Source organism: Streptomyces sp. ISL-98, from assembly GCF_018614055.1.
Taxonomy (GTDB): Bacteria; Actinomycetota; Actinomycetes; order Streptomycetales; family Streptomycetaceae; genus Streptomyces; species Streptomyces spiramyceticus.
In genome coordinates this window covers 135,137-152,741 of sequence record NZ_JAGGPB010000035.1, presented here as the reverse complement: position 1 = coordinate 152,741, position 17,605 = coordinate 135,137, and the positions used below count along the sequence as shown (strand labels likewise).

The following is a 17,605-nucleotide window of genomic DNA, read 5'->3' as shown; positions in this document are numbered from 1 at the left end:
TGAGCCGGTTGACGGGTGGTGCCCACAGGTGGGCACCACCCGTCGCCGTTATGCGGCGTGGCCGCCGTCGACGAGGACCTCGGACCCCGTCATGTACGACGCCTCCTCGCTCGCCAAGTAGGCGACCAGCGAGGCGACTTCGTCCGCGCTGCCGAACCGGCCCAGGGCCGTCATGGCGCTCTGCGGCTCGGCGTACGGGCCGTCGGCCGGGTTCATGTCCGTGTCGATCGGGCCCGGGTGGACAAGGTTCGCGGTGATGCCACGACCGCCCAGCTCCCTCGCCAGCGCCTTCGTCAGGCCCGACAGTGCGGCCTTGCTCGTCGCGTAGAGCGTCCCGCCGGGGCCCGGCACGCGCGCGGCCATGCAGCTGCCGATCGTGACGATCCGGCCGCCGCGCTCCATCTTCGCGGCCGCCGCCTGCGAGGCCAGGAAGGCCGCCCGTACATTCACCTGCAGGACCTGGTCGATGTCCGCGAGCGTGAGGCTCTCGATCGGGCCGAGAACGCCGACACCCGCATTGTTGACCAGGATGTCGAGCCGCCCGAGCTCGGCGGCGGCCCGGTCCACGGCGGCGGTGACCGCCGCGGCGTCCGCCGCGTCGGCGCGCAGCGCGATGCCGCGCCGCCCGGCCGCCTCGATCTTCTGTACGACGTCGTGGGCGGCCTCCTCGCCCCGTACGTACGTGATCGCCACATCCGCACCGTCCTGCGCGAGCCGCAGCGCGATCGCCGCGCCCATGCCGCGGCTGCCGCCGGTCACCAGGGCGGCCGTCCTGCCGGTCATTGAAGACATCGGGGTTCCTCACATCCGTAGTGGTTACGGATTCAAGGAAACCGGTGCGAGGGGCCCGCCGCTGGCGGCAAACGGACGCGGCGATGAGTTCCGTGGGAGCGTGGAGTCAGAGCTGGTGACATTCATTGAGTCCATACCGACATACGGACATACGGACCGGAGAAGGGCGCAGGACATGAAGATCACGCTCACCACGTTTCTCACACTCGACGGCGTCATGCAGGCCCCGGGCGGTCCCACCGAGGACACCAGCGGCGGCTTCGAGCAGGGCGGCTGGCTGGTCCCCTATGCCGACGAAGGCATGGGCCGTTTCATGGAGAAGGTCTTCGACCGCGTAGACGCCTTCCTCCTCGGCCGTCGTACGTACGACATCTTCGCGGCCTTCTGGCCGCAGGTCACCGACGAGAACGACCCGATCGCGAGCCGCCTCAACAACCTCCCGAAATACGTCGTGTCCACGACCCTGGACAAGGCCGAATGGAACAACTCCACGGTCATCGGGAGCGACGTGGCGGGCGAGATCGCACGGCTCAAGCAGCAGCCCGGCCGCGAGCTCCAGATCCACGGCAGTGGCACGCTCGCCAGGTCCCTCATGACGGAGGACCTCATCGACGAGTACAACCTTCTGGTCTACCCGGTCGTACTGGGCGCCGGACAGCGGCTGTTCGAGCAGGGCTCCCGGCCGACCTCTTTCGCACTCACCGACTCCAGCACCACGGAATCCGGCGTGACGATCCAGACCTACCGGCCCACCGGGAGGCCGGAGTACGGCAGTTTCCTGCTCGACCAGTGAGGCACGCGCGGGTACGGTGATCGCTCCGCGTGCGAGCCGCCGACGTCTCCACACCACCCGTCCCGGGGGAGACCGCGCCAGTGGCCGCCGCAGCACCGACCGCCGTACCCGTCACCGTCACGCCGCCGTCGCCGAGCCGCGCGGCCTGGCTCACCGACCTGCCCGTGCTGCTGGTGGCGGTCGTCTGGGGCGCCAGCTATCTGGCAGCCAAGGGCATCACGACCACGCAGACCGTCGTAGCCGTCCTGGTGCTGCGCTTCGGCATCGTGCTGCCCGTGCTGGCGGCCGCCGGATGGCGCAAGCTGCGCGCGCTGAACGCCGCGCAGTGGCGGGGCGCGGGGGTGCTCGGGCTCGTACTCAGCGGGATCTTCCTGCTGGAGACGTACGGCGTCGTGCACACGTCGGCGACGAACGCGGGCCTCATCATCAGCCTCACCATGATCTTCACCCCGCTGGCCGAGGCGGCGGTGACCAGGGTCAGGCCGCCCCGCGCCTTCATGGGCGCGGCGGCTCTCTCGGTCGCCGGTGTGGTGCTGCTGACCCAGGGCGGCGGCTTCACGACCCCGTCGCTCGGCGATCTGCTGATGCTCCTGGCGGCGCTGGCCCGTACGGTGCATGTGCTCGCGATGGCGAGGATCAAGGCCGTACAGAACGCGGACGCGCTCTCCCTCACCACCGTCCAACTGGCCGGCGCAGTCGCGGTGTTCGCGCTCCTGGCGGCGACCCCCGGGACGGGCCCGGCCCCTTGGACGGTCGCGGCCGGCTTCGGACCGCGCGAGTGGGCGGGCCTGGTCTTCCTCTCCGTCTTCTGCACACTGTTCGCCTTCTTCGTGCAGATGTGGGCGGTACGCCGCACGTCCCCGTCCCGAGTCAGCCTGCTGCTGGGCACGGAACCGCTGTGGGCGGCGGCGGCAGGCATCGCGATCGGCGGCGAACGGCTGGGGCTGGTGGGGCTGCTGGGCGGAATGCTGGTGCTGGCCGGCACAACGTGGGGCCGGCGAGCTGCGGAACAGCGGTAGGCAACCCGCACCCCCGCTGCGCCTGCCGCACCACAGTCGTAAGCACCGTCCCGCCCGCGAGAAGTGATCGCCCCGCGTCAGCCTGCGTCGCCCGCTCCCTCGACGAGGCCCGCGTCGTGCACCAACAGGGCAATCTGAACACGGTTGTTGAGACCCAGCTTGGCCAGCACGCGTGACACGTGCGTCTTGACCGTCGCCACGCTCATGTACAGCGCGGCGGCGATCTCCGCGTTGGACTGACCGTGCCCGACGGCGACCGCGACCTCCCGTTCCCGTTCGGCGAGCCCGGACAGCCGCCGGGCCGCGCGAGTCCTGCGGTCGTCGGGGGCGCCGGAGCCCGCGACATGCGTGATGAGCTGCTGGGTCACGGCCGGGGAGAGGACCGGGTCGCCCGCCGCGACGCGGCGTACCGCCGCGACGATCTCGGCGGGCGGGGTGTCCTTGAGTACGAAACCGGCGGCGCCCACGCGCAGTGCGCGCAGCACCTGTTCGTCGGCGTGGAAGGTGGTGAGGACGATGACCTCGGGCGCGTCGGGCCTGCGGCGCAGTTCCTCGGTCGCGGTGAGGCCGTCCATGACGGGCATCCGGATGTCCATCAGGACCACGTCGGGCCGGTGCAGGTCGGTTGCCGCGGCCGCTTCGGAGCCGTCGGCCGCCTCCCCGACGATCTCGATGCCGTCGGCCCCGCCGAGCATGAAGGTGAGTCCGGCGCGGACGAGCGGATCGTCGTCGACGATGAGCAGCCTGATGGTCATGGCGCCCACGGTAGCCAGGCGCTGACACGGAATCCGCCGCCGGGAGTGAATCCGTGTTCGAAGCGACCGCCGGCGAGCGTGGCACGCTCGGTCAGGCCGATGAGGCCCTGGCCGGATCCGGGGACGGCGGGGACTTCGCGCCCGGGTGCGGGATTGCGTACCTCGATGGTGAGTCCGTCGCCCGGTGCGCCGGTGACCGTCACGGTGACTTCGGCACCGGGCGCGTGTTTACGGGCGTTGGTCAGGCCCTCCTGGGCGATGCGGTAGGCGTTGCGTCCGGTGGCGGCGGGCACGTCTGCGGGCCGGTCGATGCGGTGGTCGAGGGTGACCTTCATGCCGGCTTCGCGGGATTCGGCGACGAGGGCGTCGAGGGTGGCGAGGGTGGGCTGCGGGCGGTTGTCGTCGCCGGAGCCGTCGACCGGGGCCGGTGCACGGAGTACGCCGATGACGTCGCGCAGGTCCTGCAGCGCCTCGTGCGCGCTGTCGCGGATCACTCCGGCGGCGCGGGCGACCTCGGCCGGGGGCGCGTCGGGCCGGAACTCCAGCGCGCCCGCGTGCACGCTGAGCAGCGTCAGCCGGTGGGCGAGTACGTCGTGCATCTCGCGGGCGATGGCCTCGCGGGCCAGCCGCTGCGCCTGTTCGGCACGGAGGTCGGCCTCCGTCTCGGCGCGGCGGGCGCGCTCGCGCAGCGACACGACGAGCTGGCGGCGGGAGCGTACGAACATGCCCCAGCCGACGACCAGAAGGACGATCACGAGCGAGGCGACGGCGGAGGCCCGGAAGGAGACGGTCGGGTCGGGGCGCAGGACCGCCTGGACGAGTGCGCCGGCGAGGGACGCGGAGGCGACGACGGCGACCGTCTTGAAGGGCCGGTGCACCGTCAGGCTGAACAGCGCGACGATCATGGCTCCGCCGGCGACGGGTGCCACGGTCGACACGACGACCAGGACGACCGCGAGCCCCACCGGCCACCGCCGCCGCACCCAGAGCGCGCAGCAGGCCGCCGCGCCCGCCAGCTGGTCGAGGAAGACGACAACGTCGGGGTTGCCGACGCTGCCGGTGGTGTCGGCCGCGAGCAGTCCGATGCCGGCGGCGAAGAGGAACGCCGCGATGTCGACGATCCAGTCCCGCGCGGTACGTCGCCGCCGTCCGCCCCCGCGATCGCCCGGGAGGTCGGGGTCGGCCATCGCCGATGGCAGCAGCCAGCGGTACTCCTGATCGGTCATGTCGACAAAACTACGCAGGCGGAGGCGGTGGAGCGCGCACGCGGCCGAAGGAAACGACCAAAGTCGGGGAGGCTCAGACTTTCGGCGCTGCGGTGCAGCCTGACGGCCGACGCGGGAGCGCGGAGGGCCGCGCCACGATCGCCGTATGAAGAAGATTCTCGAAGTGGTGGGGTTCGTACTGTTCGTGGCGGGGGTGTCGGGGTTGGTGCATGAGCTGACGGGCTGGTTGCCGCAGTTCTTCGGCTTCGTGCGGATCCTGGATTCCCTCGATTTCCTCAAGGGGCGTGAGCTCTACACGAACATCGTGCTGGCGGTCGTGGGCGTAGCAGTGATGGCGTCGGCGGATCGCTTCCGGCGGATTTAGCGTGCGAGTGGGGGTGCGCGGGTTGCCTGCGGCGCTTTCCCCACCCCGCCCTTCCCGAAACTGGGGGCAAGCCCCCAGACCCCCGGACGCCCTTGGGGGTCTCCCCGGACGAAGTCTGGGGGAGTGTATACAAACGCCGGACGGGCTGAATTGAGCCCGTCCGGCGTTCGCCGCAGGCCCTCCCGCGCCCGCCCTACGCCGCGACCGCCTCAGCAAACCCCTCCGGGTCCTCCGCCCACGGCATATGGCCCGCCCCCTCCAGCCTCACCCGCCGAACGTTGCGCAACGCCCGCTCCAGGGAGTCCACCGCCTCCCTCGGCCGTATGTCCTGCGCGCCGTCCACTATCACCACCGGGACCCTCAACACCCCGCACGCAGCGCGCATTTGATGCGCGCTGTGGCTCCGCAGCTCCGCGTTGACGGCCGCATTGCATTCGAAGTTGACGCCCCGCCACGGCGTGGCCATCCGCTCGGCCAGGGCGCGCGCCCGCTCGCGGTCGGGGCCCGCGAAGTCCGCCGACCACTGGAGCACGCACATCTCGCGTTCCTCCGCCTCCGTACGCGAGGCCCGCGTCCTCAGTGCATCCCAGCGCGGCAGACCGTCGCCGAGCGCGGCGCGCAGGTTGCGGGCGTACTGCGGGTACCAGTCGGCTTCCGCGTCTATTCCGGTGCCGGACACATAGACCAGCCGGGTCACTCGCTCCGGGTGCGCGAGCGCGTAGTGCAGGGCGAGCCTGGCGCCCCAGGAGTGGCCCAGCAGCGTCATCGATTCCAGCCCGAAATGGCGGCGTACCGCATCGAGATCGGCCACCGACCAGGTCACCGAGTACGGCCCGCGCCGCTCGGAACGCCCGCATCCGCGCTGGTCCCACCGGTACACCGCCGCCCGCTCCGCGAACAGCTCGGCCACGTCCTCCAGGGTGTCCCAGAGGCCGGGCCCGCCATGGCACAGGACGAGCGGATCGGTGTCGGCCTCGCCCGACCGCGTCGCCCACAGCCGCACCCCGTCGTCCGTCCGCACCGTCTCCGTCAGCGTCGACGTCATGAAGCGGGGATCTCCTCCATCCGCACCGGCCGCCGCTCCCGGCGCGACAGTTCGCAGGCCTCCGCGATCCGCAGCGCGTGCAGCGCCTCTCTGCCGTCGCAGGGGTTGGCCAGTTCGCCCAGCGCGACCCGGACGAAGGCGTCCAGTTCCGCCTCGTACGCCGGGGCGAACCGCTCCAGGAACCCCGGCCACGGATTCTCGGCGGCCGGCGCCCCCTTCGGCTCCGTCGAGGTGATCGGTGTGCGGTCGTCGAGGCCGACGGACACCTGGTCGAGCTCGCCCGCCAGCTCCATCCGTACGTCGTAACCGGCCCCGTTGCAGCGCGTCGCCGTGGCGGTGGCGAGCGTGCCGTCGTCGAGGGTGAGGATCGCGGCCGCCGTGCTCACGTCGCCCGCGTCGCGGAACATGTCGGGCCCCCCGTCGGACCCGACCGCGTACACCTCGACGACCTCGCGGCCCGTCACCCACCGCAGGATGTCGAAGTCGTGGACCAGGCAGTCCCGGTAGAGGCCGCCGGACAGCGGCAGGTACGCGGCGGGCGGCGGCGCGGGGTCGGAGGTGATCGCCCGGACGGTGTGCAGCCTGCCGAGGCTGCCCGACCGTACGAGCTCGCGCGCCGTCGTGTAACCGGCGTCGAAGCGGCGCATGAAGCCGAGCTGGAGTACGTTCCCCGCCGCGTCGACCTCCCGCAGCGCGCCCAGCGTTCCCGGCAGGTCCAGTGCGATCGGCTTCTCGCAGAAGGTCGGGAGACCGGCGCGCGCCGCCCGGCCGATCAGGTCCGCGTGGGCGGAGGTGGCGGAGGCGATGACCACGGCGTCGACGCCCCACGCGAAGATCTCGTCGACCGACGGAGCGGCGGTCACGCCGAGCCGGTCGGCGACCGCGACGGCCCGCGCCGCATCCGTGTCGGTGACAAGCAGAGCACCCACTTCGCGATGGCGGCTGAGCACTCCAGCGTGGAAGGAACCAATACGACCCGTGCCGATGAGTCCGATGCGCATGGGCCCAAACTCGCGCGACGCCCGCCACCCTGTCAAGCGTTTGTCCGGACAACCGGACTACAGGACTTCCAGTGGTCATTACCTGGGGCTACGCTCACTGGCGTGTCAAAACACGCGGCTGACCCCACCATCTCCCTGCAGCTCGGCGTCGACCGGAACAGCCCGGTCCCGCTCTACTTCCAGCTGTCGCAGCAGCTGGAGGCGGCAATCGAGAAGGGCCGGCTCGCCCCCGGAAGTCTCCTCGGCAACGAGATCGAGCTGGCGGGCCGCCTCGGCCTGTCCCGCCCCACCGTCCGCCAGGCCATCCAGTCGCTCGTCGACAAGGGCCTGCTGGTCCGCCGCCGAGGCGTCGGCACCCAGGTCGTGCACAGCCAGGTCAAGCGCCCGCTCGAACTGAGCAGCCTGTACGACGACCTCGAAGCCGCAGGTCAGCGGCCTGCGACCAAGGTCTTGCGGAACGCCGTCGAACCGGCCACGGCCGAGGTCGCGGCGGCGCTCGGCGTGCCGGAGGGCAGCGACGTACACCTCATAGAACGGCTGCGTCTCGCGCACAACGAACCCATGGCACGCCTGGTCAACCACCTGCCCGCCGGACTGCTCGCACTCGACACCGAGTACCTGGAAGCCACCGGCCTGTACCGGATGATGCGCTCCGCGGGCATCACGCTGCACAGCGCCCGCCAGACGGTCGGGGCGCGTGCGGCCGGGGCGGACGAGGCGCGGCAGCTGGGGGAGGCGGAGGGGGCGCCCCTGCTGACGATGCAGCGGACGACGTTCGACGACACCGGGCGGGCGGTCGAGTTCGGCTCGCACATCTACCGGGCCTCGCGGTACGCCTTCGAATTCCAGCTGCTCGTCAGGCCGTAAGCAAACCATCCCGCGTAAGAATGTTCGGACAAAGTCTTGACGGGGCCGTGCGTACGCCGCTAGAACTCCCCCCAGCCGCAACGGGGCGGCCGGGAGACAAGGCGGAACCCACGATGCGTACCCACCGCAAGGCCCGTAAGGCAGCAGCCCTCCTCGCCATCTGCGCACTCGCACTCGCCGGATGCAGCGGCTCGGGCGGCAAGGATTCGGAAGAGGACACCGGCGACGACGGCGCCGGTGGCGGCAAGGGCGTCAGCACCAAGCGCCTGAAGATCGCCATGGTGACCCACTCCGGCGAGGGCGACACCTTCTGGGACATCGTCCAGAGCGGCGCCAAACAGGCCGCGTCCAAGGACAACGTCGAGTTCCTGTACGCCGCCAACAAGGAAGGCAAGGAACAGGCGCAGCTCATCGACTCCTACGTCGCCAAGAAGGTCGACGGGATCGTGGTGACCCTCGCCAAGCCCGAAGCGGTGAGAGCCGCGGTCGAGAAGGCCGTCGCGGCGGGCATACCCGTCGTCACGATCAACTCGGGCGGCGAACACTCCGAGGCGGCGGGCGCGCTCAGCCACATCGGCCAGGAAGAGTCCGTCGCCGGCGAGGCGGTCGGTGAGGAACTCAACAAGCGCGGCAAGAAGAAGGCGCTCTGCGTCATCCACGAGCAGGGCAATGTCTCGCTCGAAGCGCGCTGCGCGGGTGTGAAGAAGACCTTCGGCGGGTCGGTCGAGAACCTCAACATCGAAGGCACCAACATGCCCGCTTCGACGTCGTCCATCGAGGCGAAGCTGGAGAGCGGCAAGGACATCGACACCGTCGTCACCCTCGGCGCACCCTTCGCGGCCGCCACCGTCAAGGCCAAGCAGGGGGCGGGCAGTTCGGCGGAGGTCAACACCTTCGACCTCAACGCCGAAGTGGTCAAGCAGCTCAAGGCCAAGGAGATCGGCTTCGCCGTCGACCAGCAGCCGTACCTCCAGGGCTACCTCGCCATCGACGAGCTGTGGCTCTACGCGACCAACGGGAACGTCCTCGGCGGCGGAAAGCCCGTCCTGACCGGACCGGCGCTGGTCACGGACAAGGACGTACCGGCGCTGGAGAAGTACACGGCCCGCGGTACCCGATGAAAAGCGCGCGAACAGCGGTAACCGATACTTGGTCGGCCGGGGGCGCTCTGAATGATCCCCGGCCGCACCGAGGAGTACGGCAAGAAGGGCACGGCGTCGTGGCAAGGGTTCGGACAGGGGTACGCGCCGTCGGCGCGGTGCTGGCGGCGGTGCTCGGGGCTTCCCTCGCGGGCTGCAGCAGTACGGGCGGCAAGCGCGCCGAAGAGCGGGCCGAGCAGGCCGCGGCCCAGGGCGGGTCCGCGGTGAACACGCCCCGCTGGACCATCGGCATGGTGACCCACTCGGGCGACGGCGACACCTTCTGGGACATCGTGCAGAGCGGCGCAGAGCAGGCCGCGGCGAAGGACAACATCAAGTTCCTGTACGCCCACAGCGACGAGGGTCAGCAGCAGGCGCAGCTGGTCGACTCGTACATCGACAAGAAGGTCGACGGTCTGATCGTCACGCTGGCCAAGCCGGACGCGATGAAGGCGGCCGTGGCCAAGGCGACCAAGGCCGGTATCCCGGTGATCACCGTCAACTCGGGCTCGGCCGAGTCGAAGAAATTCGGCGCGCTCACCCACATCGGGCAGGACGAGACGATCGCCGGTGAGGCCGTCGGCGACGAGCTCGACAAGCGCGGCCGGAAGAAAGCCCTGTGCGTCCTGCACGAACAGGGCAACGTCGGCCACGAACAGCGCTGCGCCGGAGCCAGGAAGACCTTCGACGGCGAGATGCAGAACCTCTACGTCGACGGTACGAACATGCCCGACGTACAGGCGTCGATCGAGGCGAAGCTCCAGTCCGCCAAGGACATCGACGCCGTCGTGACCCTCGGCGCCCCCTTCGCGGACGCCGCGGTCAAGGCGAAGGAGCAGGCCGCCAGCAAGGCCGAGATCGACACCTTCGACCTCAACGCGAAGGTCGCGAGCGCGCTCCAGGCCGACGCGCTCGGCTTCGCCGTCGACCAGCAGCCGTACCTCCAGGGGTACGAGGCCGTGGACCTGCTGTGGCTCTACAAGTACAACGCCGATGCGCTCGGCGGCGGCAAGCCGGTCCTCACAGGGCCCCAGATCATCACCAAGCAGGACGCCGCCGAGCTGGAGGAATTCACGAAGCGGGGGACCCGATGACCGCGACCGCACCAGCACAGGCGCCGACACCCGGCCGTAAGACGGCCGACGACGAGCGACTGCTCAAGACGTCGCCGCTGCGCAAGGTGCTCCGCCGGCCCGAGCTCGGAGCGGTGGTCGGCGCGGTCGCCGTCTTCCTCTTCTTCGCGGTCGCGGCGGACAGCTTCCTGCGGGCGTCCAGCTTCGGCACGGTCCTGTACGCCGCGTCGACGATCGGCATCATGGCCGTACCGGTGGCGCTGCTGATGATCGGCGGCGAGTTCGACCTGTCGGCCGGTGTCCTGGTGACCAGCTCCGCGCTGGTCTCCTCTATGTTCAGCTACCAGATGACCGCCAACGTCTGGGTCGGCGTCCTCGTGTCGCTGCTGGTCACGCTCGCCATCGGGGTCTTCAACGGCTTCATGCTGACCCGCACCAAACTCCCGAGCTTCATCATCACGCTCGGTACGTTCCTGATGCTGACCGGCCTGAACCTGGGCCTCACCAAAATGATCAGCGGCACCGTGTCGACCAAGACCATCGGCGACATGGAGGGCTTCGAGTCCGCCAGGAAGGTCTTCGCCTCTCAGCTCACCATCGGCGGCGTCAACTTTAAGGTCACCATCCTGTGGTGGGTGGCGCTGGTGGGCATCGCAACCTGGATCCTGCTGCGCACCCGCGCGGGCAACTGGATCTTCGCGGTCGGCGGCGAGGCGGACGCGGCCCGCGCGGTCGGCGTCCCGGTCAACAAGACCAGGATCGGGCTCTACATGGGCGTCGGCTTCGCCGCCTGGGTATCCGGCCAGCACCTGCTCTTCTCGTTCGACGTCGTGCAGTCCGGCGAGGGCGTCGGCAGCGAGCTGATCTACATCATCGCGGCCGTCATCGGCGGCTGCCTGATCACCGGCGGCTACGGCTCGGCGATCGGCTCCGCGGTCGGTGCGTTCATCTTCGGCATGACCAGCAAGGGCATCGTGTACGCGGAGTGGGACCCCGACTGGTTCAAGTTCTTCCTCGGAGCGATGCTCCTTCTGGCCACCCTGCTCAACGCATGGGTACGCAAGCGCGCGGAGGCGACAAAGTGACAGCCCTCGTAGAGCTCGACGACGTCAGCAAGTTCTACGGCAGCATCAAGGCCCTGGAAGGCGTCTCCCTCGAAGTCCACGCGGGCGAGATCAGCTGCGTACTGGGCGACAACGGCGCGGGCAAGTCCACTCTCATCAAGATCATCGCCGGTCTGCACCAGCACGACGCCGGTACCTTCCTGATCGACGGCGAGGAGACCAGGCTCGCCAACCCGCGCGACGCGCTGGACCGGGGCATCGCCACCGTCTACCAGGACCTCGCCGTCGTACCCCTGATGCCGGTCTGGCGGAACTTCTTCCTCGGCTCCGAGCCGACGAAGGGCGCGGGCCCGTTCAAGCGCCTCGACGTCGACCTGATGCGCGAGACCACCCGCTCCGAGCTGCTGCGCATGGGCATCGACCTGCGCGACGTCGACCAGCCCATCGGCACACTCTCGGGCGGCGAACGCCAGTGCGTGGCCATCGCGCGCGCCGTCTATTTCGGGGCGAAGGTACTGGTGCTCGACGAGCCGACCGCCGCCCTCGGCGTCAAGCAGTCGGGCGTCGTCCTGAAGTACGTCGCCGCGGCGCGTGACGCGGGCCTCGGTGTTGTCCTCATCACCCACAACCCGCACCACGCGTACCTCGTCGGTGATCGTTTCGTACTCCTCAAGCGCGGCGCGATGTCCGGCAGCCACACCCGGGACGGGATCACCCTCGACGAGCTCACCCGCCAGATGGCGGGCGGCAGCGAGCTGGAGGAGCTCAGCCACGAACTGGAACGGGCCCCCGCCCCGACCCGCCTCGGCGGCCACGAGTGACCCCCTGAGGACTGCCGTTCTCTGGGGGGTCGGGGCGGCCTGCCGACCGCGGCCGTCCCGCACCCCGCCCCACCGGGTGGCAGAATCGGCTTCCTGACCGCCACCGGCCCCACGACCCCGCAGGGGACATGAGCACGTACCGAGACTTCGCGCACCGCGGCTCCGCCCGCGCCACTGTCCTGCGCACCGTCGGGACCCGTGAGCGGCGCTCGCACCTCAGCGCGCCCCGGGTGCCGACCGTCGGGATCGACATCGGCGGTACGAAGGTGATGGCCGGTGTCGTCGACGCCGACGGCGTCATCCTGGAGAAGGTCCGCACCGAGACGCCGGACAAGTCCAAGAGCGCCAAGGTCGTCGAGGACACCATCGTCGAGCTGGTCCTGGACCTCTCCGACCGCCACGACGTCCACGCGGTGGGCATCGGCGCCGCGGGCTGGGTCGACGCCGACCGCTCCACGGTGCTCTTCGCCCCCCACCTGGCCTGGCGCAACGAACCCCTCCGCGACGCCATCTCGGCACGTCTCGCCGTCCCCGTCCTGGTCGACAACGACGCCAACACCGCCGCCTGGGCGGAGTGGCGCTTCGGTGCGGGCCGCGGCGAGGACCACCTCGTCATGATCACGCTGGGCACCGGCATCGGCGGCGCGATCCTCGAAGACGGCCAGGTCAAGCGCGGCAAGTACGGCGTCGCCGGCGAATTCGGCCATATGCAGGTCGTGCCCGGCGGCCACCGCTGCCCGTGCGGAAACCGCGGCTGCTGGGAGCAGTACAGCTCCGGCAACGCGCTCGTCCGCGAGGCCCGCGAGCTCGCCGCCGCCGACTCCCCGGTCGCGTACAGCCTCATCGAGCGCGTCGGCGGCAACATCCACGAGATCACCGGACCACTGATCACCGAGCTCGCCCGCGAGGGCGACGCGATGTGCGTCGAGCTGCTCCAGGACATCGGCCAGTGGCTCGGCGTCGGCATCGCCAACCTCGCCGCCGCGCTCGACCCCTCCTGCTTCGTCATCGGCGGTGGCGTCAGCGCCGCCGACGACCTCCTCATCGGCCCGGCCCGCGACGCCTTCAAGCGCCACCTCACCGGCCGGGGATACCGCCCCGAGGCGCGTATCGCCAAGGCCCAGCTCGGCCCCGAGGCCGGCATGGTCGGCGCCGCCGACCTCGCCCGCCTCGTCGCGCGCCGCTTCCGCCGCGCCAACCGCCGCCGCGTGGAGCGCTACGAACGGTACGAGCGCTACGCCCAGGCCATCCGCACCACCACCCAGGGACCCCAGTAATGACCCCGCACGTGCCCCGCCAGTCCGCGTCCCCCGACGAGGGCGGCAACCCCGGACCCGCCGAGAACCGCCGCCACATGATCGCCCGCCGCTGGCTGACGGCGATCACCATCGTGCTGCTCATCGGCATTCCGGCGGGCTATCTGCTGATCTCCGCCGAGCAGAGCCGCGACAGTGGCCGCGACAAGGCGAAGGTGGCCTCCGCCACCGGTCTCACCGAGGGCTTCCCGTCCCGGATGCATCGCCGTATCTACGACGTGCCGATCCCGAACGCGGGCAAGGACGTCGCGTTCTACGAGACGAACAACTGGAAGACCAGCCGCTTCTACGTCCAATTCCGCACGATACCGGCGGACTTCGACTGGTTCCTGAATGACCTCGGGATCAACCGCGCCGCCCTCAAGGACGACCGCATCACCATCGGCAAACGGGACGCCGAGATCGCCGGCTGGACCTTCGACCGCAGCCGCGACTGGGCAGGAACCACGGTCAGGCAGAAGGCTCCGCAGCCCACCGTCGACATCACCGTCGACCGCACCGACCCGGCCCGTCCCTTCGTCTACGTCGTCTCCACCGCCACCCCCTGACCCTCTGGCGACGCCCCCCTTGAGGACGGCGGCTCACCCCCTCGCTAATCTGGAGCGAGTGAGCCAAGAGACTGACACGAAGCCCCCGCAGCCCCTGCAGTACCGTTTCGACGGTCCTGAGGACGCCCCCGTCCTGATCCTGGGCCCCTCGCTGGGTACGACCTGGCACAGGTAGGCCGAACCGTCTTCTGGTGTCCACGTGGTCCAGGTCGGGAGCGTTTGGCCTGGTCAGGTCCTTGTGGCGTAGCTGCGTCGACCCTGTTGGTGACACGTATGTGACCGCTGTGACTGTTGTGGACCCCTGCCGACTCGTTCCGGCGGGGGTCTCTGCGTTCGGGGATGGGCCCGGTTGAGCAGTGGTCGATGAGGTTTGCTCTGCTCCGGTTCGCTGTTCCGGACTGCGAGGCGCGCGTCGCTGTAGCGCCGCCGCGCGGAGCGGGGCACAGGGCTAGCGTTCAGCGGTGACGCAGGAGCCTCATAGGTATGGCGCGGACCTTGAGCGCGTGCCATCGAAGTTGAGCGGCATGTGGGTTAGCGCCCTCGCATAACGAGGTGGAGCAGTGTCACCACGGCAACACCGACGACGAGGGCGGTGCCGTGAGCATTACGACCCCTTCCGTGCGACGGCGAAAACCCGGCGGAATGGAAACACGGTGCCGTGCGGACCCGGCGGATATGCCCTACGGAGCAGGTCGCGGTACTGGGCCAGGAATTCGTGCACGGCCGCGGAGTCGTCCGCGAGTTCGGTGAGGACAGGGCGCAGCGCCGTGCCCTTCACCCAGTCGAGCACCGGGTCCTCCCCGGTGAGTAGTTGGTAGTACGTCGTATCCCAGGTATCCGTCTCACAGCCGATGCCGACGAGGCGGGCAAGGTAATCGTCCGGCTCCAGGATGTGGACGTACCGCCGCCCGTGATCTCCGAGGCGGCTGCGCCACTGCGGGGTTTCACAGAGTTCGCCGAGGAGGGCATGGCTGGGGGAGGTGAAATTGGCGGGAACCTGGAAGGCGAGGGTGCCGCCGGGGGTAAGGCCCTCGATCCACAGGGGGAGGGACGCGGGATGGTTGGGCACCCACTGTAATGCGGCGTTGGAGACGATCAGGTCGTACGGCTCGTCGGGCATCCAGTGCGCAGCGTCGGCGGACCTGAAATCCAGCCAGCCACCGCCGGCCGTGGTGCCCGCGTACTCCTTCTCGGCCAGTGCGAGCATCTCGGGCGAGAGGTCGAAGCCGGTGATATGGGCGGTGGGCCAGCGCTCGGCGAGCAGTGTGGTGACATTGCCCGGGCCGCAGCCGATGTCGGCGATACGGGCCGGACGGTCGCCATTGGGCAGTTCTGATATCCGGGCGAGCAGGTCGAGGAAAGGACGGGTGCGATGGCCGGCGTGGCGCAGGTACTGGTGCGGATCCCAGGTTGATGCGGAATGCATGTTCGAGCCCCCTTGCAGGAACGGTGCGCCGAAGCGGAACGGAGTTCCAGCCCGACCATGCCCAAGCTTGCCGCTGAATATATCTTGAGGTCAAGAGACTTCATGCCTCGGCGGCAACTGGAACACCAGCGAGCAGATCCTCTTCGCCCTGCTCCACCTCGAGCCGCACGACGAGCAGCAGGCCGGCACGCTCCTCGCCCAGGTCCGCCGACAGGTGGGCCTGCCCGCTCCCCGTGGAGAATCCGCCAGCTGAGGCAACCACCCGCCACGGCGCGGCCGACAGCCGCCCCCTGAGCGACGCCCACCAACCGCGATCCCGGGTCGTCCGGTGTGAATTCAGCTACCGCACCTACCCGGCTGGCGAAGCCCGCGCCCGCCACCAGCGCCTGGCCAGCGACCACCACGGCGACGTCCGGTTCCTGACCGATCTGCCCGAACTCCCCGACCTGATCGAGAACGCGCTCGGCACGCTCACCCACGGCGCTCTCCGTACGGCTGCGGGCCCCCGCTCCGGTCGTCGGCGGGGAGCGCTGACCGGCCACGACGCCGTCCCCCTGGCGGTGATGGGCGTCTGCTGCACCACCGGCACCGACGAGAGCGCCACCGTCGCCGTGAAGCCCGCCAACCTCGCACAGTTCCGTGTCTTCACCGCGCTCGGCCCCCCGGCCCGGCTGCTGACCTGCACCGGCAGCGGTGACATCGCCACCGGTGAACTGCACGTGCCCGCCCACTGGATCACCCGCACACCAGGAGTACACCTGTGAGCCCCGACATCTTCGGCGATGCCCTCGCCCATCCCGGCACGGGCCCGCTGCTCGTCGACGACGGCCACACCAGCACTACCGATCTCGGCTGGTGGCTTCACCAGTACGAGGCCCGTCCCCCCGGCGACCTCGCCGCCCTCGACTGGGCCGGGCCCGGCACCGCCGAGGATATTGGCTGCTGCACCGGCCGCCACCTGAAGCACCTGGCCGCACGCGGGATCGGCGCCCACGGCATCGACACCTGCGAAGCGGCCGTCACCCGGGCACGCGAGGCCGGGACCTGTGCGGACGTCGCGGACGCGCACACCTACACCCCCGCCGCAGCCGGTGGACACAGTCATCGCCCTCGGTGGCGGTCCCGGCATCGCCGGAACCCTGGGGGCGGTCCCGGCCTTCCTCGGCCGGCTCGCCTCGTGGCTGGCCCTCGGCGGTCAGCTCATCGTCTCCAGCGTCGACTGGACCGCCACCGCAGACCAGCACCGCACATGGGTCGACCAGGCCACCAGCGACGGCCGATCCCCGGAGACATCCGCCTGCGCCTGCGCCACGGCGAGCAAACCGGCGACTGGTTCGACTGGGTATGGCTCGACCCCGACACCCTGGAGAAGACCGCCGGGCAGGCCGGTCTGCGCGTCGCCGAGGTCCGCCGCTTCGGCCCCGCCTGGTACGCGGCCACCCTGCACCGGACCACACCGTGACCTGCGTACGCGTCATCACCGGCGCCAGCGGCATGGTCGGCACCGCCCTCACCCGCCACCTCGCCCAGCTCCCCGGCACTCTCCTGGCCGTCGACACCCACCCCGGCGAACCGGCCCCGGCCCACCCCGTGACCCTCGCCGACATCACCAGCCAGGACTTCGCCGACCTCCTCGCCGACCAGCTGCACGGAGCGGACCGCGCCGAGCTCTACCACACCGCGGGCCACGTCCCCGGCCTCAACCGGATCACCGACACCCCGGTCGAGGACTTCACCCGTACAGTCGCCGACAACCTCACCGCCACCTACTCCGCGCTGCGTGCCTTCGCCCTGGCCTCCCGTCAGGCGGGGGTGCCCGCGGCCGCCGTACTGCTCAGCTCCATCGGCGCGACCCGCGCCCACCGCTACCTCGTCGGCTACGACGCGGCCAAGGCCGGGACCGAATGCCTGGCCCGGTCCTTCACCCTGGAGTTCGGCGAACACCTCGCGGTGCGAGCCGTCGCCCTCGGTCCCATCGCACAGTCCGCGACCACGGCCGCCGACGGTGAGCGGAGCTCCGGGGATGGTGCGTTGTCGGTGCTGGGCCGGCGGGGCGTGTCCCGATAGGGGCCTGCCGATTGTTGTGGCGTCCTCACGATTCTGACCGCCCGACACGGCCCAGTACCGGCAACGCGACGCGCCGACGGGCCGGAAAGGGGAACGGGCATGTCCAGATCGACCATGTCCAGTACGCCGCCTGCTCCGCAGACCCGTCGTCGCCCTGTGGGGGAGGTGGTTTTGGGAGTGGACACGCACCGGGATGCCCATGTGGCTGCGGTGCTGTCTGTGACGGGGCCAGTGCTTGGCACCGGCGAGTTCCCGGCGACCGGGGCGGGATACCGCGATCTGCTGAAGT

The 17,605-nt window shown here is 70.2% G+C and carries 19 protein-coding genes; 13 read left to right on the top strand and 6 right to left on the bottom strand.

The annotated features are described in order from the left end of the window. Positions 1–48 precede the first annotated feature (48 nt). On the bottom strand, positions 49–783 hold the full coding sequence (locus tag J7I98_RS24695; protein ID WP_214925744.1) for an SDR family oxidoreductase: 735 nt from the start codon (positions 781–783) through the stop codon (positions 49–51). A 184-nt stretch (positions 784–967) separates the two neighbouring features. Here J7I98_RS24695 and J7I98_RS24690 point away from each other — a divergent pair, with 184 nt between their 5' ends. Further along, complete coding sequence (locus tag J7I98_RS24690) at positions 968–1,585, top strand: dihydrofolate reductase family protein (RefSeq protein ID WP_214925585.1); 618 nt, start codon at positions 968–970, stop codon at positions 1,583–1,585. Positions 1,586–1,665: 80 nt separating this feature from the next. Further along, on the top strand, positions 1,666–2,604 hold the full coding sequence (locus tag J7I98_RS24685; RefSeq protein ID WP_214925584.1) for a DMT family transporter: 939 nt from the start codon (positions 1,666–1,668) through the stop codon (positions 2,602–2,604). Positions 2,605–2,681: 77 nt separating this feature from the next. On the opposite strand, the gene J7I98_RS24680 is transcribed toward J7I98_RS24685, so the two are convergent. Both J7I98_RS24680 and J7I98_RS24675 read right to left on the bottom strand, forming a co-directional pair. Beyond that, on the bottom strand, positions 2,682–3,359 hold the full coding sequence (locus J7I98_RS24680) for a response regulator transcription factor (RefSeq protein WP_214925582.1): 678 nt from the start codon (positions 3,357–3,359) through the stop codon (positions 2,682–2,684). After that, complete coding sequence (locus tag J7I98_RS24675; RefSeq protein ID WP_214925579.1) at positions 3,356–4,585, bottom strand: sensor histidine kinase; 1,230 nt, start codon at positions 4,583–4,585, stop codon at positions 3,356–3,358. The genes J7I98_RS24680 and J7I98_RS24675 overlap by 4 nt, the downstream gene beginning before the upstream one ends. Positions 4,586–4,730: 145 nt before the next feature. Here J7I98_RS24675 and J7I98_RS24670 point away from each other — a divergent pair, with 145 nt between their 5' ends. Beyond that, positions 4,731–4,949, top strand: a complete 219-nt coding sequence (locus J7I98_RS24670; RefSeq protein WP_214925577.1) for a hypothetical protein — start codon at positions 4,731–4,733, stop codon at positions 4,947–4,949. Between the two features lie 193 nt (positions 4,950–5,142). Here J7I98_RS24670 and J7I98_RS24665 read toward each other — a convergent pair whose 3' ends face one another. Both J7I98_RS24665 and J7I98_RS24660 read right to left on the bottom strand, forming a co-directional pair. Further along, positions 5,143–5,994 carry an alpha/beta fold hydrolase gene (locus J7I98_RS24665; protein WP_214925570.1) on the bottom strand — a complete coding sequence of 284 codons (852 nt, stop codon included), beginning with the start codon at positions 5,992–5,994 and terminating at the stop codon, positions 5,143–5,145. Continuing rightward, positions 5,991–6,995 (bottom strand): Gfo/Idh/MocA family oxidoreductase, encoded by a 1,005-nt coding sequence (locus J7I98_RS24660; protein ID WP_214925561.1) that lies wholly within the window; start codon positions 6,993–6,995, stop codon positions 5,991–5,993. The genes J7I98_RS24665 and J7I98_RS24660 overlap by 4 nt, the downstream gene beginning before the upstream one ends. Before the next feature lie 102 nt (positions 6,996–7,097). Here J7I98_RS24660 and J7I98_RS24655 point away from each other — a divergent pair, with 102 nt between their 5' ends. From J7I98_RS24655 to J7I98_RS24625, 7 genes are all read left to right on the top strand, one after another. Further along, positions 7,098–7,862, top strand: coding sequence for a GntR family transcriptional regulator (locus J7I98_RS24655; protein WP_308377920.1), 765 nt, complete (start codon positions 7,098–7,100; stop codon positions 7,860–7,862). A 113-nt stretch (positions 7,863–7,975) separates the two neighbouring features. Then, positions 7,976–8,983: a sugar ABC transporter substrate-binding protein gene (locus J7I98_RS24650; protein WP_214925558.1), complete on the top strand. Its 1,008-nt coding sequence runs from the start codon at positions 7,976–7,978 to the stop codon at positions 8,981–8,983. 98 nt (positions 8,984–9,081) lie between these two features. Continuing rightward, positions 9,082–10,095 (top strand): substrate-binding domain-containing protein, encoded by a 1,014-nt coding sequence (locus J7I98_RS24645; protein WP_308377919.1) that lies wholly within the window; start codon positions 9,082–9,084, stop codon positions 10,093–10,095. Further along, positions 10,092–11,159 carry an ABC transporter permease gene (locus tag J7I98_RS24640; RefSeq protein ID WP_214925553.1) on the top strand — a complete coding sequence of 356 codons (1,068 nt, stop codon included), beginning with the start codon at positions 10,092–10,094 and terminating at the stop codon, positions 11,157–11,159. The genes J7I98_RS24645 and J7I98_RS24640 overlap by 4 nt, the downstream gene beginning before the upstream one ends. Further along, on the top strand, positions 11,126–11,959 hold the full coding sequence (locus J7I98_RS24635) for an ATP-binding cassette domain-containing protein (RefSeq protein WP_214925551.1): 834 nt from the start codon (positions 11,126–11,128) through the stop codon (positions 11,957–11,959). The genes J7I98_RS24640 and J7I98_RS24635 overlap by 34 nt, the downstream gene beginning before the upstream one ends. A 128-nt stretch (positions 11,960–12,087) precedes the next feature. Continuing rightward, the gene (locus tag J7I98_RS24630; RefSeq protein ID WP_214925549.1) at positions 12,088–13,236 is read left to right on the top strand and encodes an ROK family glucokinase; all 1,149 of its coding nucleotides are present in this window, start codon (positions 12,088–12,090) and stop codon (positions 13,234–13,236) included. Further along, on the top strand, positions 13,236–13,823 hold the full coding sequence (locus J7I98_RS24625; protein ID WP_214925547.1) for a hypothetical protein: 588 nt from the start codon (positions 13,236–13,238) through the stop codon (positions 13,821–13,823). Before J7I98_RS24630 ends, J7I98_RS24625 begins: the two co-directional genes overlap by 1 nt. A 604-nt stretch (positions 13,824–14,427) precedes the next feature. Here the strand turns inward: J7I98_RS24625 and J7I98_RS24620 are convergent. Beyond that, positions 14,428–15,249, bottom strand: coding sequence for a trans-aconitate 2-methyltransferase (locus tag J7I98_RS24620; protein ID WP_214925545.1), 822 nt, complete (start codon positions 15,247–15,249; stop codon positions 14,428–14,430). Between the two features lie 233 nt (positions 15,250–15,482). On the opposite strand from J7I98_RS24620, the gene J7I98_RS24615 reads away from it, so the two are divergent. Genes J7I98_RS24615 through J7I98_RS24605 form a run of 3 tightly spaced genes read left to right on the top strand, consistent with a single transcriptional unit; the run spans position 15,483 to position 17,316 of the window. Continuing rightward, positions 15,483–16,013 carry a hypothetical protein gene (locus tag J7I98_RS24615; RefSeq protein WP_214925542.1) on the top strand — a complete coding sequence of 177 codons (531 nt, stop codon included), beginning with the start codon at positions 15,483–15,485 and terminating at the stop codon, positions 16,011–16,013. Next, positions 16,010–16,711 (top strand): class I SAM-dependent methyltransferase, encoded by a 702-nt coding sequence (locus J7I98_RS24610; protein WP_214925540.1) that lies wholly within the window; start codon positions 16,010–16,012, stop codon positions 16,709–16,711. Before J7I98_RS24615 ends, J7I98_RS24610 begins: the two co-directional genes overlap by 4 nt. Beyond that, positions 16,708–17,316: an SDR family oxidoreductase gene (locus J7I98_RS24605; protein WP_214925537.1), complete on the top strand. Its 609-nt coding sequence runs from the start codon at positions 16,708–16,710 to the stop codon at positions 17,314–17,316. Before J7I98_RS24610 ends, J7I98_RS24605 begins: the two co-directional genes overlap by 4 nt. The last annotated feature ends 289 nt before the right edge of the window (positions 17,317–17,605 follow it).